We start from the raw sequence: 1,143 nt of genomic DNA, 5'->3' as shown, positions 1-1,143 counted from the left end.
GTCGTGGGCGGGACGGTGGGTGGGACGGGTCCGGCCGAGCCGGTGAAGCCCAAGAACGTGCCGCCCTTCGTCATCCAGCGCGACGTGGTGCGCCAGACGTCGCCGCGTCTGTCCGAGGTGTTCAAGCAGGCCCACCGTGGCCAGACGCTGCAGGGCATCTACAAGGTCTGCGTCTCCACCAGCGGCAGCGTGTACGAAGTGACGCCGGTGAAGTCCGTGCCGGGCGCGGACGAGGACATCATCCAGGGACTCAAGGTGGGCTGGGAGTACAAGCCCCAGAAAGTCCCGGTGTGCTTCCTCTACAACATCCCCATCACCATCCAGTAGGCGCGCTGCTGCCTCCAGTCCGCCGCGAGGCCTCGCGGTGCTGGAGTCGTCGCGGGCTGGGGAGGGGCGCGAAGCCTGCTCGCGGCGATGCGCGGTGGGGAGAGTCGCTCGTGGATTGGGATTTCGGGCGGCTCATGGCCCGGGCGGTGTGAGTGCGCTCCGCCCAGGCCGTGATGAAGGTGCTTCAGCCTCCGCAGCGGTTGAAGTTCTGGTCGACGTAGTACTGGCAGCATCCCGCGTAGGCGCCCAGGCACGTCTGGGTTCCGAGCGCCTGGGTGGCCCACTGCGAGGCGGTGGAGTACGAGCCCGCGCAGGCGTCAGCGCAGAGCGTGTTGGAGATGGAGGAGATGCTGCCGTCGATGTTGTAGCAGGTGGTGGCGTGGGCGCGGGCGTAGACGGCGCACGGCTCCTGCGGAGGCGGGGGCGTGGAGGACGTCGTGCTCCAGATGGCGCTCAGGTACACGCGGTCATTGGACTGGTCGATGCCGGCCCAGCGCGAGCGCGGCCCCGTGTCCCAGGTGACCATCATGTAGTGGCGAGCCTGGAGGGTGGTGCTGTAGTTGACCTTCCACTCGCAGCCCTCCCACGGCCAGATGCTGCAGGATTTGAACTGGGTATAGAAGTACGCGCTGGAGTCGAAGCCGGCCGCGAGTCCCACGGCGCGGAAGTACACGGTGCCGTCCTTCGCGCCGCTGTAGGAGCCGTACCAATAGTCGACGAGACAGGTGCGGCCCTGCGTCGCCGTGGTGGCGCAGAAGTGGGTCTTGAACCAGTTCTTGTCGCCCACCCAGTCCCAGGTGTCATTGAGGCTGGAGG

1 protein-coding gene and 1 pseudogene are annotated in these 1,143 nt (G+C 67.3%); one reads left to right on the top strand and one right to left on the bottom strand.

Annotation, left to right across the window (positions count from 1 at the left end; translation table 11 throughout):
* Positions 1-327, top strand: a pseudogene (locus tag HUW62_RS47355) (PaxA); the annotation flags it as partial.
* Positions 328-511: 184 nt separating this feature from the next.
* On the opposite strand, the gene HUW62_RS47350 reads toward HUW62_RS47355, so the two are convergent.
* A partial coding sequence (locus HUW62_RS47350; RefSeq protein ID WP_176438201.1) for a hypothetical protein occupies positions 512-1,143 on the bottom strand: 632 nt, incomplete at its 5' end.

The sequence above is a fragment of the Myxococcus sp. AM011 genome (genome assembly GCF_013372595.1).
Taxonomy (GTDB): Bacteria; Myxococcota; Myxococcia; order Myxococcales; family Myxococcaceae; genus Myxococcus; species Myxococcus eversor.
The sequence above is the reverse complement of the archived record's forward strand: the minus strand, read 5'-3'. Positions and strand labels throughout refer to the sequence as shown.